Below are 21,965 nucleotides of genomic sequence, written 5' to 3'. Positions count from 1 at the left end.
AGTGTAATTATTAGAAAAATGTTAAAAAGAGTTGTGAAATTACAGACTGTAATTTGTGAGTTATCTATCCAAATACCAATAAATGAATTGGTAATTTAAGTAGAATTTAGCACCTTCTTTAATAAGTTTAAAGGGTTGCTAAGGTTTCAACGGGTCTAATCCCTCCACCTTTCTTGATAACATTTCAATACGTGTTTGAACTTTGTGAATGCAAATATTGAATCTGTAAAGTTAATATCCAAATTTTTGAGCCTATTTTTTATTTTAAGTCTTAATTTTAAAATAAACTATTAATTACAAACTCCTAACCTTCTTCACTATAATTAGGGAGCGATAGTTATTGATATCAAATCTTTTTCTTAAACTACGAAAAAATAATGGATTGCTAGGTACTTTATAGTTAAGATAAAAACAATCTCTAACTTTTTATTTTTTTAAATTTATCTCTTATAATATCTCCTATTGGGCGACTTTCAATTTTAGATTCTAACCAAGATATAATATCTAAGTATAAAAACGAACGACTTTGGTAAGGATCGTTTTCATACTCTTTTAATTTTTTGTGAAGTTTTATAAACTCAGCTTTAACCTCATGTGGATAAATATCGCCTAAACCACGTAAAAATTTAATAAACTCTTTTTGGACTTCGTATAAATCCTCCATTTTAATCAAGAATTTATATGTACTTTTTATTAACTCATCAAGATTATAGTCTAAACCAGCTTCGTAGTGTGCAACAAGGTTTAAAATTCTTGAAAAACACAATAAATCTTCTCGCATTTGTAATGATTTATTGCTTATTATTTTTTCTAAATAATAGATGCATTTCTTGTTATTACCAGCACCAAAATACATACTTGCAATTTTATAATAAAACACCATAATGTGGTGTTCATCTATGCGGTTTTTATAATTTTCTAATCGTAATAAAACCTCATCAATAAGTGGTTGTCCTTTTTCAAAACTACCTTCAATAAAATGTAAATTAAATTTGTTGTTGTATATATATAGAAAAGCCAAACCATCAATATTATCATCGGTTGGAAACCATTTTTCTTTGGTTAAAGCTTCTAGTTTCGATAAAGAAAATTTAAATTTTTCGTACTGCCTTAAATAAAAAAGCGATTCCAATAAATAATGATTCCCTTTTAGAAAAAAGACAGGATTTAAAGCAATCATATCTTTATTTTCATAAAACAAATCAACCCATTTTGAAGCATATTTATAACATGCTAAAAAATCGACTGTTAAAAAACTATACCACAGATACGATTTATAAAGCCAAAGTTTTTCTCTAAACCCAAGTTTATTGATATCGTATTTTGGAAGTCTGTCATTAAAATATTTAGTAATTATTTGATAATCCTCATCGTTTTTTATGTAACCCATTTTTAAAAACAAACCATATAACTGCAATGATAAATTTGATAATTTACTAGCTAATACATTTTGTAAACTTAGCTCTTTAGCTTGAATTGTTAATTCGTCTGCCCGATTACTTATACTTCTCGTAATATACTGAGATTCAATTACTTTTTCCAGTTCAACAATTTCAGAAGCTACATTTTTTTCTTCATGAGAAATTGCTAAATTTTTTGCTTTATCTAAAATTTTTAAACTTTGTTTGTAAAGTCCTTTGTGATATAAAATGGTAGCAAAATCAAGTTGTTCTCGTATTTGAATCCTAATATCTTGATGCGAAGGATTTAATCGTAAACTAATTAAAATCTGTTTATATAAATGTGCTTTTAAATTAGAGAGTTGTTGTTTTTTGACAATGCCTTTTTTAAGAATAACATCTTCATCGTAAGCTTTAATTTTATCAAGAATATTAAAAAGTTTTAAAAATTTTGACTCTTCATTAACTCCCAAACGACCAACATAAAGCTTGAATTGTCTTTTTTCCGATTTAGACAAGGATTTTATTAGTACAAATAAATTATCTTTTTGCTCTTTTGTCATAGTCATAAAAACAGTTTTATAAACTTGATTTTCAGGTTATTAACCCAATAAATACAGGGTTAAACATCGTAATATTTATATATGAAGTTCTGTGTTTCGAAAAGCAAAATATAAATTCGTGTAACAATACGAAAATATATTTTAATAAATGTCTGATAATAAAGTCCAAATTTTTGATACAACGCTAAGAGATGGTGAACAAGTCCCTGGCTGTAAATTGAATACTGACCAAAAATTAATTATTGCTGAGCAGCTAGATTTATTAGGAGTTGACATTATTGAAGCTGGTTTCCCTGTGTCTAGTCCAGGAGATTTTAAATCGGTAGAAGAAATTTCTAAAATTGTAAAACATGCAACGGTTTGTGGTTTAACACGATCTGTAGAAAATGATATAAAAGTAGCTGGTGAAGCTTTAAGATATGCTAAAACACCAAGAATACATACAGGTATTGGGACTTCAGAATCACATATAAAACATAAATTTAAATCTACCCAAGAAGCTATTATAGAACGTGCTGTAAAAGCTGTAACCTATGCAAAGTCTTTTGTAGAAGATGTTGAATTTTATGCTGAAGATGCAGGTAGAACTGATAATGAATATTTAGCCCGTGTTTGCGAAGCCGTAATTAAAGCAGGTGCTACAGTTTTAAATATCCCAGATACTACAGGTTACTGCTTACCACACGAATATGGTGCGAAAATTAAATACCTAAAAGAAAACGTAAAAGGTATTGATAAAGCTATTTTATCTTGTCATTGCCATAACGATTTAGGTTTAGCAACCGCAAACTCTATAGAAGGTGTTATAAATGGTGCACGACAAATTGAATGTACTATAAATGGTATTGGCGAACGAGCTGGAAACACTGCTTTAGAAGAGGTTGTAATGATTTTAAAACAACACCCTTATTTAAATTTAGATACAAACATAAAAACAGAAATGTTATATGGCATTAGCCAACTAGTATCTGATAGTATGGGGATTTATACACAACCAAACAAAGCTATTGTTGGAGCAAATGCTTTTGCTCACAGTTCTGGAATTCATCAAGATGGAGTTATTAAAAACCGTGAAACTTACGAAATAATTGACCCAAAAGATGTTGGCGTAACTGAGTCTGCTATAGTTTTAACAGCAAGAAGTGGAAGAGCTGCATTGGCTTACAGAGCAAAAAATATTGGGTATGAATTAACGAAACTTCAATTAGATGAAATCTATACTAATTTCTTAGATTTTGCCGATAAGAAAAAAGAAGTTGACGATAACGACATCCATAAAATAATAGAAAACAGCAAAGTATATAACGAAATTACTTCTGCTTAAATAATATAGTTTCCTTTTTCATGGAAATAACTAAAAGGTAAATTAATGAAATTAAATATTGCCGTATTACCAGGCGATGGTATAGGACCAGAAGTTATAGCTCAAGCCGTTAAGGTACTGAAAGCCGTTGCTATGGAATACAACCACATATTTACATTTCAACATGCATTGGTCGGTGCTAGCGCTATCGACAAAACAGGAAAGCCCTTGCCAGAAGAAACTATTAGCATTTGCAAAAAAGCAGATGCTGTTTTATTTGGAGCTATTGGAGACACAAAATATGATGACGATCCAGACGCAAAAATTCGACCAGAGCAAGGTCTTTTAGGCATTCGTAAAGAACTAGGATTATACTCAAACATAAGACCTATAATAGCTTATGAAGATTTACTAAGTAAATCTTCATTAAAAGTAAAGCAAATAAAGGATACTAACATTCTTATTTATCGTGAATTAACTGGAGGTATTTATTTTGGAGATCGCCATTTAAGCGACGATGGAAATACCGCATCTGATGTTTGCAAATATGAACGTTTCGAAATTGAACGTATAACACATTTAGCTTTTAAAGCAGCACAATCAAGAAAACGAAAACTAACATTAGTTGATAAAGCAAACGTACTTGAAAGTTCTCGTTTATGGAGACGTATTGTTAAAGAAATTGCACCTCAATATCCAAATGTAAAAGTTAGATACATGTATATTGATAATGCTGCAATGGAGTTAATTATTAATCCAAGACAGTTTGATGTTATTTTAACAGAAAACATGTTTGGCGATATTCTATCTGAAGAAGCCAGCGTTATTGTTGGTTCAATCGGTTTATTAGCATCAGCTTCTATTGGCGAAAAACATGCTATGTTTGAGCCCATACATGGTGCATACACAAAAGCAGCAAACAAAGGCATTGCAAACCCTATTGCATCAATTTTATCGGCAGCCATGCTATTAGATCACTTTGGGTTAGACGAAGAAGCAGCACTAGTAAGAGAAGGTGTAGACAAATCACTAAAATTACATATTACAACCCCAGATTTAAACAATAAATACGATAATATTAGCACCACTAAAGTAGGCGATTTTATTGAAGATTTTATTCAAAATCCAGACGAAACTAATCTAAACTTTACTAATATACACTTAGGGCAATCCACAATTATTTAATTATTTGAGTTAGTCACCAAGCAAATTAAACTAAACATTATTATTGGAAAGTCCTTAAAAGCGCATGTAAAACATGCGCTTTTTTATATAACTATTTAATTTATTATGGCGTTACCCGAAAGGGTCGGGCTATTCGTTACAAGTCCTCGCTCGTACCTCGCTGTGGGCTTTTCTCTACTATCCCTAACGCACAGTTCAAGGTTAATAGTACGTTTCTAGATATTAAGCATTTAATATCTGAGGTAAATATTGTAGTTTAAAATTTTCTACTCAGGAAACTTATTTCGAATTTTATCTAAACATAAGTTATGAATGCTCCCAGCATGTGTATGCTGTTTTGATGTATCTGGAACATACGTACCATCTTGAACTTGTCCACCAATTTTTTGGTAAGCCTCTCTAAAACTTTGTCCTTCAACAACCAAAGTGTTTATATTATCTACTGTAAATAAGTATTTGTACAAATCACTATTAACATCAACATCTTTAACAATAATTTGCTGGATGGAGTAATTAAAAATATCAAGAATGTTTTTAAGTTCTTCAAAAGCAGCAATCATATTTTCTTTTAATAATTGAAAATCTCTATGATAACCACTTGGTAAATTATTGGTAATTAAAATCATTTCACTTTGTAATGCTTGTATTTTATTGCACTTACCACGAATTAACTCAAACACATCCGGATTCTTTTTATGTGGCATAATACTACTTCCTGTAGTTAGTTCGTCTGGAAATGAAATAAAGCCAAAATTCTGACTCATATACAAACAAGTGTCCATAGCAAAACGTGACAAGGTGTTACATAAACTTCCAAGAGCTGCTGCAATAGTACGTTCGTTTTTACCACGTCCCATTTGTGCTGCAACCACATTATATTTTAGTGTTGCAAAGCCCATTTCTTTGGTGGTTAACTCTCTATCTATTGGGAATGAACTTCCATAACCAGCAGCAGACCCTAAAGGGTTTTGGTCTACAGTTTTTATAGCTGCATCTAGTAAAAACACATCGTCAATCATGAGTTCTGCATAAGCAGAAAACCATAATCCAAATGATGATGGCATAGCAACTTGCAAATGAGTATAACCTGGTAAAACTTTGTCTTTATAAGTTTCTGCCAAACCTAAAAGTGTCTCAAAAAGGGTTTTTGTTTTTTGTTTTATCAACCCTAAATTCTCTTTATAGTATAAGTGACAAGCCACTAAAACCTGATCGTTTCTAGAACGTGCCGTGTGGATTTTTTTGCCAACTTCACCTAGATTTTTAGTAAGTTCAAACTCAATTTTAGAATGTACATCTTCAAACTGAGCATCAATAACAAATGTGCCGTTTTCTATTTGCTCTTCTAAAATTTTTAACCCGCTTAACAACTCCACTAATTCTTCAACAGAAATAATGCCTATTTTTTGAAGCATTTTAGCATGAGCTTTTGATGCAATTACATCGTACTTTGCTATATGAATATCAATTTCCCTATCGTTTCCTACAGTAAATTGTTCTATTTTTTTATCGATTGATATACCTTTGTCCCAGAGTTTCATTTTCTAAAAATGTTTATTTGTTAATGTGTAAAATTGTTTAAACGATTACACGATTTAACAATTCAATATATATTTTAATACCTTCTTCTATTTCGTTCACATAAATAAATTCGTTTGCTGAATGTGAGCGTGTACTATCACCAGGCCCTAATTTTAAACTCGGACAAGATAATGCTGCTTGATCTGATAATGTAGGCGAACCATAAGTACTTCTGCCCATAGCAATACCAGCTTTTACCAAATCATGATCAACAGGAATTGACGATGAATTTAATCGTAAACTACGTGGTTTAATACTTGTTACTGGCGCTTTTTCTTTTAAAATTTCGGCAATTTCAGAGTTGCTATACGCATCATTAACACGAACATCAATCACTAAATCTACATGACCTGGCACCACATTATGCTGGGAACCTGCATTTATTTGCGTTACCGTTAATTTTACATCACCTAAAGCTTTAGAGCCTCTTTCAAACTTAAAATCTTTAAACCATTGTAAAGCTTCTATTGTATTATAAATGGAATTATTATCATTTGGGTGTGCCGCATGGCTTGGTGTACCTTCAATAACAGCCTCAAAAACCACTAAGCCTTTTTCTGCTACTGCCAAATTCATTAAAGTGGGTTCACCAACAATAGCCACATCAACTTTAGGGATTATAGCCAACATACTATTTAACCCGTTGGGGCCACTACTTTCCTCTTCTGCAGATGCAACAATAATTAAATTATATTTTAAATTTTCGTTATTATAAAAATGGGTAAAAGTTGCCATTAAAGAAACCAAACAACCACCAGCATCGTTACTACCTAAGCCATATAATTTCCCGTCTTCAACAAAGGCTTTAAAGGGGTCGTTGGTGTAAGCTGAATTAGGTTTTACGGTATCGTGATGCGAGTTTAGTAACAAAGTAGGTTTGCTTTCATCAAAATGTTTATTAACCGCCCAAACATTATTTTTATTACGTTTAAAATCTATATTGTATTGTTTAAACCAATTTTCAATAAGTGCAGCTGTAGGCTCTTCTTCAGAAGAAAAAGATTGTGTTTCTATAAGCTTTTTTAAAAGCGATATAGCATTTTGTGTTAATTCTTGAATCGCCATTTTATAATGTTATTGTTGTAAAATTATTATTTGCTTGGGTTAACATTGAGGTGTTTCCCATATTTATATTTTTAACACCACTACGTAATGCATCAAAACAATTTTCAAGCTTTGGTAACATACCATCTGCAATAATACCTTGCTGTAATAATTCCTTATACATTTTTGAATCTATATGCTTCAAAACCGAATTTTTATCGTTTATATCTCTTAAAACGCCATTTAATTCAAAACAATAATAAATAGAGGTTTCATATAAATTACTCATCCCAATAGCCACTTGCGATGCTATAGTATCTGCATTAGTGTTTAATAACTGCCCATTACCATCGTGAGTAATGGCGCAAAAAACAGGTGTAAAATCGGCTTGAATTAATTTATCTATAGAGTTATAAGCCACTTGCTTAACATCACCAACAAACCCAAAATCGATTTCTTTTACTGGTCGTTTATTAGATTTAATACTATTTACATCAGCTCCTGTTAATCCAATAGCATCTGTATTTAAAGCTTGCAATTTTGCTACCACGCTTTTATTAACCAAACCACCATAAACCATTGTTATTACCTCTAAGGTATCAGCATCAGTTATTCTACGGCCATTTACCATTTTAGATTCAATACCTAATTTGGAAGCAATGTGTGTTGCACGTTTTCCTCCTCCATGTACTAATATCTTCTTACCTTCTAAATTGGAAAATAATTTCAAAAATGCATCTAAAGAAGCTTCGTCTTCAATAATGTTTCCGCCTATTTTTACAATGGATAGTTTTTTCATTTTTTATTTATTAAGCCTTAGCTTTTAGCTTTTGGCATCTGTCTGCACCAATAACTGAATGCTAAAAGCCAATTATTATAAATCTTCCAATATTTTTTTAAGCACTAATTGTGCAGCAAATGTTCTGTTGTTTGCTTGCTCAATAACTAACGAGCTATCTGTATCCAAAACCGCATCTTCAACTACTACATTTCGTCTAACTGGTAAACAATGCATAAATTTTGCATCGCCAAGTTTCTGTTTAGTTATCATCCAATTAGGATCTGTATTAACAACTTTACCATAATCTTGATAAGAACTCCAGTTTTTTGTGTACACAAAATCTGCGTCTTTAAATGCTTCTTCTTGATTATGATAAATTGGTGTATTACCAGTAATTTCAGGGTTTAAATCGTAACCTTTAGGGTTTGCAATTACAAACTCTACATCCATTTTTTGCATGGCTTGTGCAAAACTATTTGCCACAGCGTGAGGCAATGCTTTAATATGTGGTGCCCAACTTAAAACAACTTTAGGTTTTTTTACTTTTGCGTGTTCTGATATTGTAATGGCATCTGTTAAACCCTGCAATGGATGCCCTGTTGCACTTTCCATATTAACAATTGGTACAGAGGCGTATTTTGTAAATGATTTTAAAACATGTTCACTTTCGTCTTTTTCTTTATCGGTTAAAGTAGGGAATGCTCTTACCGCAATAATATCGCAATATTGAGACACTACGGCTGCAGCTTCTTTAATATGTTCTGCTGTTGTGCCGTTCATAACTGTACCGTCTCCAAACTCGATACCCCAAGCATCTCCAGACACATTCATAACAATAGGATTCATACCAAGATTTAACGCAGCTTTTTGTGTGCTTAAACGTGTTCGTAAGCTTGAATTAAAAAATAATAAACCTAAGGTTTTATTTTTTCCTAGTTCAATATGTTTAATCGGGTTTCCCTTTAATTGCTTAGCTTCCTCAATCCAAGTGTTTATATTATCTATATCGTTAATGGATGTGTATTTCTTCATTCTTACTTTTATTTAATTTTGGTAAACGACACGTTGTTTTCCATAGCATTAATTATAAAATTATCATCTAGACCATTTACTATCCATGTTTCTATATTGGCCATTTTTGTTACTGATGCAGCTTCTATTTTAGATTGCATACCACCACTACCATGTGATGATTTTGAGTTAACAACTTGCTTTTCTAATGCCTCCAGATTTGAAACCGTTTCTATTGTTTTTGGTGCTTTATTTTCTATGGAATCTTTTGTATAAATGCCATTTGTGTTGGTTGCTATTATAAACAAATCGACATCTAAAAGAGAGGCCGTAAGCGCTCCTAATTTATCATTATCGCCAAATTTTATCTCGTCTGTAGCAACGGTGTCATTTTCATTAATAATTGGAATGTAATTATTGTTAACTAATACATTAATTGTGTTTACAATATTGGTTTTACTTTCCTTTTTTTCAAAATCTGAATAAGACAATAAACATTGCGAACTCAACAAACCATATTCTCTAAAAATTTCTTGATAAATTCTTATTAAATGTGGTTGCCCAATAGACGCCAATGCTTGCTTTACAAAAACTTCTTCGCGTTGACTTTCAAGCTTTACAAATTGTTTAGCCACAGCAATCGCACCAGAACTTACAATAATAAATTCGTATGCATCTTGAAGTTTCGCGATTTGATTTGCAATGTCTTCAATCTTACCTCTAGAAATATTATCGGTTTCTTTAGTAAGCGTGTTAGAGCCTATTTTCAATAATATGCGTTTCTTTTTCTGCATACCTATCTTATTTGTCCGCTTCCGTGAACATACCATTTATTTGTTACCAAGTGCTTTAAACCAATTGGTCCACGTTGGTGTAACTTATCTGTACTAATAGCCAACTCGCCTCCTAAGCCTAATTGACCACCATCTGTAAATCGTGAAGATGCATTATGGTAAACAGCCGCAGTATCAACATTTTCCATAAAGACTTTAGCTTCATCTTTATTACTTGTTACAATAACTGAAGAATGCCCTCCAGAATACTTATTAATCATGGCAATGGTTTCTGAGTTAGAACCAATTTCACTAATAACAATTTTATAATCTAAAAACTCTTCGTACCAAATATCATCAGACTCAAAAGCTTTAATATTATCAAATTTACATGTTTCAGAATCCCCTAAGATTTCAATATTAGATGCTTTTAATTTTGAAATTAAAGATTCAATAAAGGCTTTTTTATTAGGAAGATTTTTATCAATTAGAACTTTATCTACCGCATTACAAGCCGATATTTTCGACTTTCCATTCATAATGATATCTAATGCAATATCTGGATCGGCATCTTTATGTACATATACAAAATTATTACCACGACCGCTAATAATAACAGGACAGGTAGCGTGTTGTTTTACAAAAGCAATTAAACGCTCACCACCTCGTGGCACAATTAAATCTACTTTTTGTGTTGGTTTTTCTAAAAATGCTTGCGTTTCTGTTCTATTAAATTGTAAATACTCAACCCAATTAGTAGAAGCTCCAAACTCTTTTAAAGCTTCATGCCATAACTCAACAATTTTTAAGTTGGAACGTAAAGATTCCTTTCCTCCTTTTAATAAAATCTTATTACCAGATTTAAAAGCAATACCAGCGGCCTCAACAGTTACATCTGGTCGAGATTCATAAATAATCATGACTGTACCAAAAGAGGCTGTTTTATTGTAAACCTGCATTCCGTTTTCATGCTTAAAGCTAAAACGCTCAACACCAACAGGGTCGTCCTGAGATGCTAAATGCGTTACCGATTTAATCATTTCGTCAACTTTAGAATCGTCGACTTTTAACCGGTCAAACATCGAAATATCATCACCTTTATAAGCCTCTAAATCTGTTTTATTAACAGCTATTATGGCTTGACGTTCGCGCTCTAAAAGCATCGCCATTTTAAGCAATACTGAGTTTCTGGTATCTATAGATAATAGTGTATTCATTTTATGCAATAGTTATTTCAACTTCATTCAAGGCCTCAATTAAAGCTTCAAAAAACATATTAACATGTTCTTTTCTTACGGTTAATGGAGGTAATATTCTTAATAATTTTTTATTTGAAGCACCACCAGTAAAGATATGGTGGTTATAAATTAGCTTTTTTCTTAATTCGCCAACTTCAAAATCGAATTCTAAGCCTAGCATTAAACCACGGCCCTTAATATTTTTTAACTGCGGAATAGTTTTGGCAATTTTAATAAAGTAATCAGACATTTCATTAACATTATCTATCAACTTTTGCTCTTCAATTACATTTAAAACAGCTAAGCCAGCGGCACAAGCTAAATGATTGCCTCCAAATGTGGTTCCTAACATACCAAATTTAGCTTCAATATCTGGGTGAATTAAAATTCCTCCAATAGGGAAACCATTACCCATGCCTTTTGCAATAGATATTATATCTGGTGTTACATTATAATGCTGAAATGCGAAGAATTTACCTGAACGCCCATAGCCTGATTGCACCTCATCTGCTATAAACATAGAGTTATTGGCTTTACAAAGCGCATCTACTTGTTCAAAAAACTCGGCAGTAGCTTGATCTAACCCACCAACACCTTGAATAAATTCAACAATTACAGCACAAACATCTCCTTTTTCTAATTCTGTTTTAACTGCATCAATATCATTTAATTCTAGGATAGTAACTTTCTGTTGCGCATTAATAGGAGCAATTATATTTTTGTTATCGGTTGCTGCTACAGCTGCCGAAGTACGACCATGAAAACCATTTTTAAATGCTACAACTCTAGATTTTCCTGTTTTAAAAGACGCTAGTTTTAAAGCATTCTCATTCGCTTCAGCACCAGAGTTACACAAAAACAATTCGTAGTCTTTACAACCAGAAAGTGCTTCAATTTTATCGGCTAATTCTGTTTGTAAAGGGTTTTGAATAGCGTTTGAATAAAAACCAAGTTTAGAAACTTGCTCTGTAATCGCTTCAACATATTTAGGATGTGCATGCCCAATTGAAATTACAGCATGACCACCATATAAATCTAAATATTCTGATCCTTTTTCATCATAAACATAAACGCCTTTTCCAGAAACTGGTGTTACATCATACAACGGATATACATTAAATAATGGCATATTAATTGGCTTTAATTTGGTTAATTTTTTCAAAAGAGGCATTTATACCTTTTATAAGCGACGAGCTTAAACCTTGGTGTTCCATTTCATTTAAACCTTCAATGGTACAGCCACTTGGGGTTGTTACGCGATCTATTTCTTCTTCTGGATGTTTACCAGATTCTTTTAATAAAGTTGCCGCTCCAAAACACGTTTGCATAGCCAGTTCATGAGCTTCATGTGCCTCAAACCCTAACTGAATAGCACCTTGAGTTGTAGCACGAATTAAACGCATCCAAAACGCAATACCACTAGCACAAATAACCGTTGCAGCTTGTAATTGCTCTTCAGGAATTTCCATAGTTCTGCCCATACTATCAAAAATAGTTTTAGCAATACTCACTTTTTCCTTTCCTTTTTCATTAGCAGAAATACAAGTCATAGACTGCCCCACAGAGGCAGCTGTATTTGGCATTGAGCGAATTATATAATTGTCTTTTCCAACAATATCTTCAATTCTTGAAATTGCAAAACCAGTAATCACAGAAATTATTAAATGGCTTTTATTCAATAATGGTTTAATAGTTTTTAAAATAGCCTCAAAATGTCTTGGCTGAATAGCAAAAATTAAAATATCGGCTTTTTTAACAGCCAAAGCATTATCAGACGTTAATGTCACTTTATCGTAAACATTAAATTCCTTAATTGAATCAATGTGCCTTTTCGTTAAATATAATGATGTTAAAGCATCTGTAGTTACCAGTCCTTTTGCTATAGATTGACCTAAACTACCTGCTCCAATAATTGCTACTTTCATAATACACTATTTTATTTTTTTTGGCGTTACCACAAGGGTCGGGCTTTTTGTTACAAGTCCTCGCTCGTGCCTCGCTGTGGGCTTTCCACTACAATCCCTAACGCATCACAATACTTCTAAAAATATGTTGCCTTTAATCCTAATCCGGTTGTTTCTTCTAAACCAAACATTAAATTCATGTTTTGAACTGCTTGTCCAGAAGCACCTTTCAATAAATTATCAATTACACTTGTAATTAACAATTTACCTTCATGTTTATGTAAATGCACCAAACATTTATTGGTGTTTACAACTTGTTTCATATGCAAAAAATCATCAGATACAAATGTATATTTAGCATCCTTGTAAAACGATTTATAAATATCTTTGGCTTCTTCTACTGTGCCCTCAAAATCGGTGTAAATAGTTGCAAAAATACCTCTAGAAAAATTACCTCTATTTGGCATAAAAATAATTTCAGAATTAAAGCTAGATTGTAACTGATTAACCGATTGGTTTATTTCTCCTAAATGCTGGTGTGTAAATGGCTTATAATAAGAAAAATTATTATCTCTCCATGTATAATGGGTTGTTGCAGATAATGATGTTCCTGCACCTGTAGCTCCAGTAACAGCATTAATATGCACATCTTTATTAATTAAACCTGCATTAGCCAATGGTAGTAAACCAAGTTGAATTGCTGTTGCAAAACATCCTGGATTAGCAATATAATTTGCCTTTACAATAGCCTCTTTATTTAATTCGGGCAAACCATAAACAAATGTTTTTCCTTTAAAAGTCTTATCTACTTCTAATCTAAAATCGTTACCTAAATCAATAATTTTTGTGTTATTAGAAAACGTGTTTGCCTCTAAAAATTTAACCGAATTACCGTGTCCTAAACACAAAAATAAAACATCAACATCTGGGTTTACAGTATCTGTAAATTTCAAATCTAAAGACCCAACTAAATCTTGGTGTACTTTACTAATCTTATTACCAGCATTACTTGTACTAAACACAAAGTCAATTACAGTTTCAGGGTGATTAATTAATAATCTAATTAACTCTCCTGCTGTATAACCTGCACCTCCAATAACTCCAACCTTAATCATATTTTAAGAATTTACTTGTCTGTATATTTTATTTTGATTTCCAAGAATTTTAATAAATCCTTTGGCATCATCAGCAGTCCATGCTTTATTTTCTTCACCATAACTTCCAAATTTAGCACTCATTAAGTCGTGTTTAGAAACAATCCCATCTAAAGAGAAATGATATGGTTTTAAAGTAACAGTAACATCACCAGTTACCATCTCTTGACTACTTTCTAAGAAAGCTTCAATATTTCGCATTACCGGATCTAAATATTGTCCTTCATGTAAATGCATTCCATAAAAACTAGACAAATATTCTTTATGTTGTAATTGCCATTTAGTTAAAGTGTGTTTCTCTAATAAATGATGCGCTTTAATTGTTATTAAAGCTGCTGCTGCCTCAAAACCTACTCTACCTTTTATACCAACAATAGTATCACCAACATGTATATCTCTACCTATAGCATAAGGTGATGCTAAATTATTCAAGACTTCTATATTTATTTCAGGAGTATTTTCAATACCATTAACAGCTACTAATTCACCCTTAGTAAATGTAAGTTTTACTTTTTCGTCTTCGGCATGTTTTAATTGCGATGGGTAAGCTTCGTTTGGTAAAGGTTTTTCTGAAGCTAATGTCTCAACACCACCAACACTTGTTCCCCAAAGTCCTTTATTTACAGAATATTTTGATTTTTCCCAAGACATATCTATACCTTCAGATTTTAAATAATCTATTTCTTCTTGTCTTGTTAATTTTTGGTCTCTAATAGGTGTAATAATTTTAATATTAGGAGCCAAAGTTTGAAAAATCATATCAAACCTCACCTGATCATTTCCTGCGCCAGTACTGCCATGAGCTATATATTCTGCATCAATACTTTTAGCATACTCTACAATTTCTATAGCTTGAATAATACGCTCTGCACTTACAGACAATGGGTATGTGTTATTCTTTAATACATTTCCGAAAATTAAATATTTTACTACTTTTTGGTAAAATGTAGCAACTGCATCTATATTCTTATAGGTTGAAACACCCATTTTATATGCATTGCTTTCAATATGCTCTATTTCTTCTTGTGTAAAACCACCTGTGTTTACACTAACGGCATGCACATCATATTCTTTTGATAAACTTACTGCGCAATATGATGTATCTAAACCACCACTATATGCTATTACTAATTTTTTCATTGAATTATTATTTTTCATTTCCTTTATCAGGAAATCTATTTTTTATCTTTTTTAAGAAACAACGCTTCTTTTATTTTTTTTAGTCTATTAAATGTTTTTTGTTTTATAGGTTTTACCTCTTCTTTTTTTACATTAGAATCGTATAACATACCTGTACATAAACACATTTTTCTGTTTGTACGTGTTAAAACATCGTAATTTTTACAAGTTTGACAGCCATCCCAAAAAGTTTGATCATCTGTTAATTCTGAAAAAACAACAGGTTTATAACCTAAATCACTATTCATTTTCATTACTGCAGAACCTGTAGTAATACTAAAAATTTTTGCATCTGGAAATTTTTCTTTGGAATGTGCAAATACTTTATGCTTAATTTTTTTAGCAAGCCCTTCTCCCCTATAATCAGGGTGTACTATTAAACCAGAGTTAGCAACAAACTTACCATGACCCCATTTTTCTATATAACAAAATCCCGCAAATTTATCGCCATCTAAGGCAATTACTGCATTTCCATTTTCCATTTTGGTAGATATGTACTCTGGAGTACGTCTAGCAATACCTGTACCTCTTACTGCAGCAGATTCTGCAATAGTTTCACAAATAACTTCTGCGTATTTAGTGTGTGATTTATCGGCTATTACAACCTTCATTTCCTTTATTATTAATTGTCAATTATTCTATTTTTCTTAAAAGCAGAACTGGACTCACCTAGTTCTAAAAATTATAGCATACCCTTACGGGCGACGAGGAAAATTGCGGCGCATAATAGGACTGTTGTTAATTATTAAATTAACTTTATTTTGAAATACTATGAGAAAATTTTTGAACACTTTTGAAAAATTAAAATTACGTAAGGTTTTACTAATATTGGAGCATTAGAAGCGGCGGCGATTGCGTACTGGCAAACCGGGTGTAGAACAACGTATTTTATTTATTAAATTTTTCACTCTGTAAATCTAAAACTTATTTTCAAAAAAGCCTTATTTCTACTATACTTTTTAGTAAGAATTATTAAAATCTCGCTTTTATAGGGCTTTTTCTTTAAATAATTCAAATTCACACTTTTAATACAGGTTTTATTGAATATTAAATTAAATATTTTAAATAAAAAAGGCGATTTTTTTTTAAAATCGCCTTTTTTATTTTTATGAACATTCTAAATTATCACTCTACGATAAACTTACCCTTCATTAATGCATAATGCCCAGGGAAACTACATAAAAACTGATAAGTTCCAACTTCAGGGGCTTCAAATTCTATAACAGCTGTTTCACCACCACCAATAAGTTTGGTGTGTGCAATAACATCATCACCTTCAGGTATATAATTATTAGCACGTGCTGTAGCAGCTTTATTTCCAAACTTCACCAAATCAACACCCTGTTTAAGTAAAACAAAATTATGCCCCATTACATTTTTATCCATTTTACCAATGTGCTTTAATGTGATCTTTACTTTTTTACCAGCCTGAACTTTAATTTCTTTTTTATTGAATTGCATGGCATCGTTTGATGTAATAACGACATCATTAGGGTTACTTTCATCTTTAGAAGAAACCTCCGGTTTCTTTTCATAACTAAACCCTTCTTTTTTCTTTTCTTCCTTTCCACCACAAGCAATTAAGAATAGTGAAAAAAGAGCTATACCTATAATTTTTATTACTTTCATATTATATAAAATTAAATAAAATGATTTACAAAATATAATCTGTACTAATAAAATTTGATGTTTTCTTTTCTAATAATTCTTGAAGAATTTTATTATTGTAATCATTATCCTTTGATGCTACAAAAGTTCTTATTGAAAATGAACGTAAAGCATCATGAACACTTAATGTTCCATATGCAGAATCTTTTCTTCCTGTAAAAGGGTAAACATCTGGACCACGTTGACAAGAACTATTTAAATTAACACGACAAACAAGATTCACTAAAGTATCAATTAATGGAGATAATGTGTGTACATTTTTACCAAAGAGACTCACTTGTTGACCGTAATCAGATTCTGCCATATCGTCTAAAGGTTCTTCAATATCTGAAAAAGAAACTATTGGCACAACTGGTCCAAACTGCTCTTCTTTAAACACACGCATATCTTTAGTAACCGGATACAAAACTGCTGGAAAAATAAAATTTTCAGTTGTTTCTCCTCCTTTTTTATTTATCACTTTCGCTCCTTTATCTTGTGCATCATCAATTAATTCTTGAATGTATGCTGGTTTATCTTCTTCTGGAAGCGGTGTTAATTTAGAACCATTTTCCCAAGGGTTACCAAACTTAAGCTGATCTACTTTACAAGCAAACCTTCTATTGAATTCTTCAACTACAGACTCATGTACATACAATACTTTTAAGGCAGTACAACGTTGCCCATTAAAAGACAAAGTTCCTGCTATACACTCTTCAACTGCTAAATCTAAATCTGCATCAGGTAGTATAATAGCTGGATTTTTAGCCTCTAAGCCTAATACCATACGTAATCTATTCCCTTTTGGGTGCTGAGCTTGCAAAGCATTAGCAGATTTACTGTTTCCAATTAAAGCCAATACATCAATTTTTCCAGATTGCATTATTGGAGTTGCTAAAACACGCCCACGTCCATAAACAATATTTACAACACCTTCTGGAAAACTACTTTGAAATGCTTCTAACAAAGGAGATATTAATAAAACACCAATCTTTGCTGGCTTGAAAACCACAGGATTCCCCATGATTAATGCTGGAATTAACAATGTAAATGTTTCGTTTAAAGGATAATTGTAAGGCCCTAAGCACAAAACAACACCTAGTGGACCTCGACGAATATGAGCATAAACTCCAGAGTTTTTTTCAAACTTAGCCGAATTTCTATCTATTTGCTTGTAAGCTTCAATAGTATCATATATATAATCAACTGTCCTATCAAATTCTTTTTCAGAATCTGGAAGATTTTTTCCAATTTCCCACATGAGTAATTTTACAACTTCCTCACGTTTAGTTTTCATCTGTTCTACAAATGTTTCCATGCAAGCAATTCTATCGCCAACTTTCATTGTTGGCCATAAACCTTTACCATTATCATAGGCAGAGGTTGCAGAATTTAGAGCTTCCTTGGCTTCCTTTTCGCCTAACTGTGGAATAGTACCTAAAAGCGTTGGTTTGTATTTTGAAGTAGATGAAATAGTAGAGTATACCTCGGCAGTATCTCCCTCCCAATTTTTTAATTCGCCATTTACAAGATATGTTTTTTGATGTAAAAGAGATTTTATTTTATATGCTTCTGGGATTTCTACAAAAGGATTTGTCATAATTCAAAGTAATTTTATAGTGTTAAAATTTGAATAGCCTTAACACTTTTTAGATTGATATCTTTATACCAAAATAAACAAAATTTAACCTAAATTATATCCTGAAATTCAAATAAATAGCAAATTCACAGCGCAAACGATTTCGCGATTTTCTTATTAATTGTAAAACAACTAGCTGCTTTTTAAACTAAAAATTGAAATAAATCTGGTTTGTCATTCAAGTAATCTCCATAAAAATTATGAGCCTTCATTTTTAAAATTAGTGGTTCTAAATCTAATGCAGATTTTAATTGTATACCAACAACAGCAGATCCATTTTCTCTATTTGTTTTTTTAGCATATTGAAAATAAGTAATATCATCATTCTCTCCCAAAATATCAACTACAAATTCTTTTAACGCACCAGCTCTTTGAGGAAAATTTATAATAAAATAATGCTTTAAGTTTGCATATAATAAGGCTCGCTCTTTAATTTCTGGTGTTCTTGTAATATCATTATTACTTCCACTAACAACACATATTACATTTTTACCCTTTATCTCTTTAGCATAAAAATCTAAAGCAGAAATACTAAGCGCTCCTGCAGGCTCAACAACAATAGCATCTTTATTGTATAACTCTAATATAGTTTCGCAAACTTTACCTTCGGGCACCAAAATAATATCGTCTAAATTTTCTTTACAAATAGCAAAGTTTAAATCACCAACACGTTTTACAGCAGCTCCGTCAATAAATTTTTCTATAGACTCTAGTGTTGTATTTTTATTGTTATCAATTGATGTTTTCATAGAAGGAGCTCCCTTGGGCTCGACACCAATAATTTTTGTATTTGGTGATAAGGTCTTAAATACTGTAGACAAACCAGCTGCTAAACCGCCTCCACCAATTGCCATAAACACATAGTCGATTGGGGTGTTAGATTGTTCTAAAATTTCTAGACCAATGGTAGCTTGTCCTTCAATAACTTTCTCATCATTAAATGGATGTATAAACGTTTTACCCAACTCATCACATTCTAACATTGCTGCATGAAAAGCATCATCAAAAGTATCGCCCTCAAGTTTTATTTCTATGAAATCTTCACCAAACATTTTTACCTGTTCTACCTTTTGGTTTGGTGTTGGTGCAGGCATATAAATGGTGCCTTTAATTTTTAACAGCTTACAAGATAAAGCAACACCTTGGGCATGATTACCTGCACTTGCGCAAACCACTCCTGTTGCTGATTGATTGGGAGTTAAGGAGCTAATTTTATTATATGCCCCTCTTATTTTATATGAGCGAACTTGCTGCAAATCTTCTCGTTTAAAAAAAATATGTGCATCAAATTGTTTTGAATACCTTAAGCTTTTACTTAGTGGTGTTACTAATGAAACTTTTTTAATTGTTTCAGCAGCCAATTTTACGTTATCTATGCTAGGGAAATAAGTTGATTTCTCCTGATTCATTTTTTATAATTTTTATGCTTCTGCAAGTTACTAAATCGAATTTCTTTAAAAATAAAAAACCTGCCAAAATGATATCATCCGACAGGTTTTGTAAAATATAGTTTAGTTTAGTTGTACTCTATACAATAGGTTTCATTGCTGTCATAGAACCTCTTAAGAACTCACCAACTTTTTCAACTGGATGATTTCTTAAAGCAGCATTAACTTCAATAAGTTTAGCGTTATCAACACCTTCACCATTATCTTTAGCAAAAGGCTTTCCAATAACATCTGTCTTAATGTTTTTCATAAAATCGGCTAACAAAGGCTTACATGCGTGATCGAACAAATAACATCCGTACTCAGCAGTATCAGAGATTACGCTATTCATTTCGTATAATTTACGTCTTGCAATCGTGTTCGCAATAAGTGGTGTTTCATGTAAAGATTCGTAGTATGCTGATGCATCGATAATTCCAGAATCTGTCATAGCTTCAAAAGCTAACTCAACTCCGGCTCTTACCATAGCAACCATTAACACACCGTTGTCGTAGTACTCTTGCTCAGAAATTTCTACATCACCAGCTGGTGTTTTTTCGAAATTAGTTTCAGCAGTAGCCGCTCTCCATGTTAATAAATCATGATCATCGTTAGCCCAATCTTCCATCATTCCAGCAGAAAAACGACCTTCAATAATATCATCCATATGCTTTTGGAATAATGGACGCATGATATCTTTTAATTCTTCTGATAGTTCAAAAGCTTTAATTTTTGCTGGGTTAGATAAACGATCCATCATGTTAGTTACACCACCATACTTAAGACCTTCTGTTACAGTTTCCCAACCGTATTGAATTAATTTTGAAGCATACCCTGCATCAATACCTTCTTCAACCATTTTATCGAAACAAAGTATAGAACCTGTTTGTAACAATCCACAAAGAATGGTTTGCTCTCCCATTAAATCTGATTTTACCTCAGCAATGAAAGATGATGCTAAAACACCTGCTTTATCCCCACCAGTTGCAACGGCATAAGCTTTAGCTTGCGCCCAACCTTTACCTTCAGGATCGTTTTCTTCATGTACAGCAATTAATGTAGGCACACCAAAACCACGCTTATATTCTTCTCTAACCTCAGAACCTGGAGACTTAGGCGCCACCATAATTACTGTAAGGTCTTTACGAATTTGCATCCCTTCTTCAACAATATTAAAACCATGAGAGTAAGATAATGTTGCTCCCTTTTTCATTAATGGCATAACAGCATTTACAGCATTTGTATGCTGCTTATCTGGTGTTAAGTTTAACACTAAATCTGCTGTTGGGATTAACTCTTGGTAAGTCCCTACAGTAAATCCATTCTCTGATGCATTTAAAAAAGATTGACGTTTTTCTGCAATAGCAGCATCACGTAATGTGTAAGAAATATCTAAACCTGAATCTCTCATGTTTAACCCTTGGTTTAACCCTTGAGCTCCACAGCCTACTATAACTACTTTTTTGCCTTTTAAAGCGTCTACTCCGTCAGTAAATTCTGAAGCATCCATAAATCTACACTTCGATAATTGATTTAATTTATCTCTTAAAGATAGTGTGTTAAAATAATTTCCCATTTTGTTTTTAATTGTTATTATTGGTTATCGAATGCTGAAAGCAATTCGGTTATTTTCATTTGATCTTTTGTAATTGCTATGCGTCCTGAACGTACAAATTGCATGATACCAAACACATTTAAATCTCGTCTTAAAGATTCTATTTCATTTCTTCTACCAGATTTTTCTAATACAAAAAACTCTTTATTTACAGTTACAATTGTTGTATTACTTTCTTTAATTATATTCTGAATTTGAGGCTCGTTAAACAACAAATCAGACTTTATTTTAAACATACAAGACTCCGTAAATATCGTTTCTTCTTCAGTATGATAATACGCTCTTATGGTTTCAACTTGTTTTTCAATTTGTTTAACAATTTTACTTGCATTGTCTTCACATATATTTACAACAATAACAAAACGGTTGACACCATCAATCTCAGATTGCGAGGTTGTTAAACTCTCTATATTAATATGTCTTCGCTGAAAAATAGCAGAAATTCGATTTAATAAACCGATATTGTTTTCGGTATAAACTGATATTGTGAATGATTTTATGTCTTCCTTCATATCTATAAT

The 21,965-nt window shown here is 32.1% G+C and carries 19 protein-coding genes and 1 riboswitch; of the genes, 2 read left to right on the top strand and 17 right to left on the bottom strand.

Annotated elements, in window-relative coordinates; all coding sequences use genetic code 11:
* Positions 1–57: 57 nt before the first annotated feature.
* Positions 58–183, bottom strand: a riboswitch (SAM riboswitch).
* Between the two features lie 235 nt (positions 184–418).
* Complete coding sequence (locus tag Q0842_RS06325) at positions 419–1,963, bottom strand: hypothetical protein (protein ID WP_298495647.1); 1,545 nt, start codon at positions 1,961–1,963, stop codon at positions 419–421.
* 148 nt (positions 1,964–2,111) lie between these two features.
* On the opposite strand from Q0842_RS06325, the gene Q0842_RS06320 reads away from it, so the two are divergent.
* A complete protein-coding gene (locus Q0842_RS06320) occupies positions 2,112–3,287 on the top strand; it encodes a 2-isopropylmalate synthase (protein ID WP_298495646.1) in 1,176 nt (391 codons plus the stop codon).
* Between the two features lie 45 nt (positions 3,288–3,332).
* On the top strand, positions 3,333–4,451 hold the full coding sequence (gene leuB, locus Q0842_RS06315) for a 3-isopropylmalate dehydrogenase (RefSeq protein WP_298495643.1): 1,119 nt from the start codon (positions 3,333–3,335) through the stop codon (positions 4,449–4,451).
* Positions 4,452–4,717: 266 nt separating this feature from the next.
* Here the strand turns inward: leuB and argH are convergent, their stop codons facing one another.
* From argH to ilvN, 16 genes are all read right to left on the bottom strand, one after another.
* Positions 4,718–5,992 carry an argininosuccinate lyase gene (argH, locus tag Q0842_RS06310; protein WP_298495641.1) on the bottom strand — a complete coding sequence of 425 codons (1,275 nt, stop codon included), beginning with the start codon at positions 5,990–5,992 and terminating at the stop codon, positions 4,718–4,720.
* A 37-nt stretch (positions 5,993–6,029) separates the two neighbouring features.
* A complete protein-coding gene (locus tag Q0842_RS06305; protein WP_298495638.1) occupies positions 6,030–7,097 on the bottom strand; it encodes a M20 family metallo-hydrolase in 1,068 nt (355 codons plus the stop codon).
* A gap of 1 nt (position 7,098) precedes the next feature.
* On the bottom strand, positions 7,099–7,875 hold the full coding sequence (gene argB / locus Q0842_RS06300) for an acetylglutamate kinase (RefSeq protein ID WP_298495635.1): 777 nt from the start codon (positions 7,873–7,875) through the stop codon (positions 7,099–7,101).
* A 75-nt stretch (positions 7,876–7,950) separates the two neighbouring features.
* Positions 7,951–8,889 (bottom strand): N-acetylornithine carbamoyltransferase, encoded by a 939-nt coding sequence (locus Q0842_RS06295; RefSeq protein WP_298495633.1) that lies wholly within the window; start codon positions 8,887–8,889, stop codon positions 7,951–7,953.
* 8 nt (positions 8,890–8,897) lie between these two features.
* Positions 8,898–9,662, bottom strand: a complete 765-nt coding sequence (gene proB / locus Q0842_RS06290) for a glutamate 5-kinase (RefSeq protein ID WP_298495630.1) — start codon at positions 9,660–9,662, stop codon at positions 8,898–8,900.
* A gap of 2 nt (positions 9,663–9,664) precedes the next feature.
* Positions 9,665–10,858 carry a glutamate-5-semialdehyde dehydrogenase gene (locus tag Q0842_RS06285; RefSeq protein ID WP_298495628.1) on the bottom strand — a complete coding sequence of 398 codons (1,194 nt, stop codon included), beginning with the start codon at positions 10,856–10,858 and terminating at the stop codon, positions 9,665–9,667.
* A gap of 1 nt (position 10,859) precedes the next feature.
* Positions 10,860–12,008, bottom strand: a complete 1,149-nt coding sequence (locus Q0842_RS06280) for an aminotransferase class III-fold pyridoxal phosphate-dependent enzyme (protein ID WP_298495790.1) — start codon at positions 12,006–12,008, stop codon at positions 10,860–10,862.
* A gap of 1 nt (position 12,009) precedes the next feature.
* On the bottom strand, positions 12,010–12,804 hold the full coding sequence (gene proC, locus Q0842_RS06275) for a pyrroline-5-carboxylate reductase (protein WP_298495626.1): 795 nt from the start codon (positions 12,802–12,804) through the stop codon (positions 12,010–12,012).
* A gap of 116 nt (positions 12,805–12,920) precedes the next feature.
* Positions 12,921–13,898 carry an N-acetyl-gamma-glutamyl-phosphate reductase gene (gene argC / locus Q0842_RS06270; RefSeq protein WP_298495623.1) on the bottom strand — a complete coding sequence of 326 codons (978 nt, stop codon included), beginning with the start codon at positions 13,896–13,898 and terminating at the stop codon, positions 12,921–12,923.
* A gap of 3 nt (positions 13,899–13,901) precedes the next feature.
* Complete coding sequence (locus Q0842_RS06265; protein ID WP_298495621.1) at positions 13,902–15,077, bottom strand: argininosuccinate synthase domain-containing protein; 1,176 nt, start codon at positions 15,075–15,077, stop codon at positions 13,902–13,904.
* A gap of 35 nt (positions 15,078–15,112) precedes the next feature.
* Complete coding sequence (locus Q0842_RS06260) at positions 15,113–15,727, bottom strand: GNAT family N-acetyltransferase (protein WP_298495619.1); 615 nt, start codon at positions 15,725–15,727, stop codon at positions 15,113–15,115.
* A gap of 514 nt (positions 15,728–16,241) precedes the next feature.
* Positions 16,242–16,745 (bottom strand): azurin, encoded by a 504-nt coding sequence (gene azu, locus Q0842_RS06255; protein ID WP_298495616.1) that lies wholly within the window; start codon positions 16,743–16,745, stop codon positions 16,242–16,244.
* 25 nt (positions 16,746–16,770) lie between these two features.
* Positions 16,771–18,363 (bottom strand): NADP-dependent glyceraldehyde-3-phosphate dehydrogenase, encoded by a 1,593-nt coding sequence (locus Q0842_RS06250; protein ID WP_298495613.1) that lies wholly within the window; start codon positions 18,361–18,363, stop codon positions 16,771–16,773.
* 182 nt (positions 18,364–18,545) lie between these two features.
* Complete coding sequence (gene ilvA / locus Q0842_RS06245) at positions 18,546–19,811, bottom strand: threonine ammonia-lyase IlvA (protein ID WP_298495610.1); 1,266 nt, start codon at positions 19,809–19,811, stop codon at positions 18,546–18,548.
* Positions 19,812–19,929: 118 nt separating this feature from the next.
* A complete protein-coding gene (ilvC, locus tag Q0842_RS06240; RefSeq protein ID WP_298495608.1) occupies positions 19,930–21,405 on the bottom strand; it encodes a ketol-acid reductoisomerase in 1,476 nt (491 codons plus the stop codon).
* Between the two features lie 17 nt (positions 21,406–21,422).
* Positions 21,423–21,956, bottom strand: a complete 534-nt coding sequence (gene ilvN, locus Q0842_RS06235) for an acetolactate synthase small subunit (RefSeq protein WP_298495605.1) — start codon at positions 21,954–21,956, stop codon at positions 21,423–21,425.
* Between the last annotated feature and the right edge of the window lie 9 nt (positions 21,957–21,965).

The sequence above is a fragment of the uncultured Algibacter sp. genome (genome assembly GCF_947495675.1).
Classification (GTDB): Bacteria; Bacteroidota; Bacteroidia; order Flavobacteriales; family Flavobacteriaceae; genus Algibacter_B.
The sequence above is the reverse complement of the archived record's forward strand: the minus strand, read 5'-3'. Positions and strand labels throughout refer to the sequence as shown.

Coding starts and splice junctions, on each gene's coding strand:
- argB (WP_298495635.1), bottom strand. CDS start 7,875: ATGAAAAAACTATCCATTGTAAAAATAGGCGGAAACATTATTGAAGAC.
- Q0842_RS06295 (WP_298495633.1), bottom strand. CDS start 8,889: ATGAAGAAATACACATCCATTAACGATATAGATAATATAAACACTTGG.
- Q0842_RS06260 (WP_298495619.1), bottom strand. CDS start 15,727: ATGAAGGTTGTAATAGCCGATAAATCACACACTAAATACGCAGAAGTT.
- argH (WP_298495641.1), bottom strand. CDS start 5,992: ATGAAACTCTGGGACAAAGGTATATCAATCGATAAAAAAATAGAACAA.
- Q0842_RS06285 (WP_298495628.1), bottom strand. CDS start 10,858: ATGAATACACTATTATCTATAGATACCAGAAACTCAGTATTGCTTAAA.
- argC (WP_298495623.1), bottom strand. CDS start 13,898: ATGATTAAGGTTGGAGTTATTGGAGGTGCAGGTTATACAGCAGGAGAG.
- proC (WP_298495626.1), bottom strand. CDS start 12,804: ATGAAAGTAGCAATTATTGGAGCAGGTAGTTTAGGTCAATCTATAGCA.
- Q0842_RS06305 (WP_298495638.1), bottom strand. CDS start 7,097: ATGGCGATTCAAGAATTAACACAAAATGCTATATCGCTTTTAAAAAAG.
- leuB (WP_298495643.1), top strand. CDS start 3,333: ATGAAATTAAATATTGCCGTATTACCAGGCGATGGTATAGGACCAGAA.
- ilvA (WP_298495610.1), bottom strand. CDS start 19,811: ATGAATCAGGAGAAATCAACTTATTTCCCTAGCATAGATAACGTAAAA.
- Q0842_RS06280 (WP_298495790.1), bottom strand. CDS start 12,008: ATGCCATTATTTAATGTATATCCGTTGTATGATGTAACACCAGTTTCT.
- ilvN (WP_298495605.1), bottom strand. CDS start 21,956: ATGAAGGAAGACATAAAATCATTCACAATATCAGTTTATACCGAAAAC.
- azu (WP_298495616.1), bottom strand. CDS start 16,745: ATGAAAGTAATAAAAATTATAGGTATAGCTCTTTTTTCACTATTCTTA.
- Q0842_RS06250 (WP_298495613.1), bottom strand. CDS start 18,363: ATGACAAATCCTTTTGTAGAAATCCCAGAAGCATATAAAATAAAATCT.
- proB (WP_298495630.1), bottom strand. CDS start 9,662: ATGCAGAAAAAGAAACGCATATTATTGAAAATAGGCTCTAACACGCTT.
- Q0842_RS06265 (WP_298495621.1), bottom strand. CDS start 15,077: ATGAAAAAATTAGTAATAGCATATAGTGGTGGTTTAGATACATCATAT.
- Q0842_RS06320 (WP_298495646.1), top strand. CDS start 2,112: ATGTCTGATAATAAAGTCCAAATTTTTGATACAACGCTAAGAGATGGT.
- Q0842_RS06325 (WP_298495647.1), bottom strand. CDS start 1,963: ATGACAAAAGAGCAAAAAGATAATTTATTTGTACTAATAAAATCCTTG.
- ilvC (WP_298495608.1), bottom strand. CDS start 21,405: ATGGGAAATTATTTTAACACACTATCTTTAAGAGATAAATTAAATCAA.